A 1,289-nucleotide genomic window follows, 5' to 3' on the forward strand; every position below is an offset into this window, starting at 1 on the left:
AGCTTAGCGTTATGTGCCAAAGGAATAAAATGACAAAAAGGATGTTTTGGGCAGTTGTATTTGCTATTTGCGTATTATCGCACACCCTAGTTTATTTTCACTTTGTCTACACTGGGGATACTGTAGCTTCTGTATTTGGTTATTTAATATCATTATTCGTATTGCCGGTCGCCATTATCGGTGTTTTGGTCTTTGCGCTAGTCTCTTTAAGCAATCTGCAATTCACTACACGTCAAAAATGGACCTTACTATTGTTTCCAATATTTACGATGGTTAGCTATTTAGTGTATTTTTATTTGGTACTTCAGTACGGTGGGCCTCATTGATGCAACTGGCACATAACAAAAAAATTAAGGCACTCACTTCGTTCGCTGGGACGCATACACGTGAGCTGCTTCGCATTTTAGCCCACGCGTCTGCGCCCCTTATTTAAAAGTTAGTCGTCAAGTATGAAACAGATAGTATTAAGTCCTGAAAAAGGATGGCTATTGGACAAGCTGAACATGGATGTCATTTCTGAAATTTATGGCACCTTCACTCCATTGTACGAAAAAAAACAGGTTCAATATCTCAACTTCACTGTTGCAAATAGTTGTTTTGAAGACAAAGAGGGAAACGCTATTTGGTTTGAATTTCACATCCCCGAAGAAGAATTCAGTGAAGAGGGGCATTTAATAAAAATGGAAGTCTATTGTAAAGAATGGGAAGAAAGCTCAAATAGCGGTATCGTTAATAATGCTCTTAAAATTAAACAGAAATTTGGTCTTAAGGTTGAATCAAGCAATGACGACTAACAAAACGCTATTGGCACTCCCTCCGGTCGCTGGGACGCTAACACGGGGCCGCTTCGCGATTATAGCCCCATGTTAGCGCCCCAAAGCTTAGTGTTATGCGCCAAATAATGACTGACATTAGCAATCCTAATTTAAGACCAAAGGACATTCGAAAAATCGTGGCAAACCGATTTCAATCCCTCGAATGGGAGCAAGGTTACGAGTCAAAAAACGAATGGGTATTTGCATCAACGTCAACCCAAAGCCATCGAAACAAACTAAGAAGCTGGTTGCAAACGAAATGCATCGCCCCTGAAAACGCTGTAGTTGTAGTGGAGTCAAACTGGCATAGTGCAAAAAAATCAAAATGGTCTATCGTGTTAGCAAAACCAGAAAATATGTTTGCAAGCAAATCAGTTGATATATACGACTCAAAATTAGATTGGGTGCTTGAATATAGGCCTCAAGAGGTAGCGAGGTTTGGAAGGTTTAAACAAGCAGGCGCATAACAAAAAA

The 1,289-nt window shown here is 39.9% G+C and carries 3 protein-coding genes; all 3 read left to right on the forward strand.

Annotation, left to right across the window (positions count from 1 at the left end; genetic code table 11):
• Nucleotides 1-326 (forward strand): hypothetical protein (locus EYR97_RS22070; RefSeq protein WP_207308084.1); only part of this gene is annotated, 326 nt, incomplete at its 5' end.
• A gap of 123 nt (nt 327-449) precedes the next feature.
• Nucleotides 450-794 (forward strand): hypothetical protein, encoded by a 345-nt coding sequence (locus tag EYR97_RS21795; RefSeq protein WP_131095859.1) that lies wholly within the window; start codon nt 450-452, stop codon nt 792-794.
• A 107-nt stretch (nt 795-901) separates the two neighbouring features.
• A complete protein-coding gene (locus EYR97_RS21800; protein ID WP_131095860.1) occupies nt 902-1,282 on the forward strand; it encodes a hypothetical protein in 381 nt (126 codons plus the stop codon).
• Nucleotides 1,283-1,289: the final 7 nt, after the last annotated feature.

Origin of the sequence: Alteromonas sp. KUL42, assembly GCF_006538325.1 — a bacterium.
In the GTDB taxonomy this organism is placed as follows: domain Bacteria; phylum Pseudomonadota; class Gammaproteobacteria; order Enterobacterales; family Alteromonadaceae; genus Alteromonas.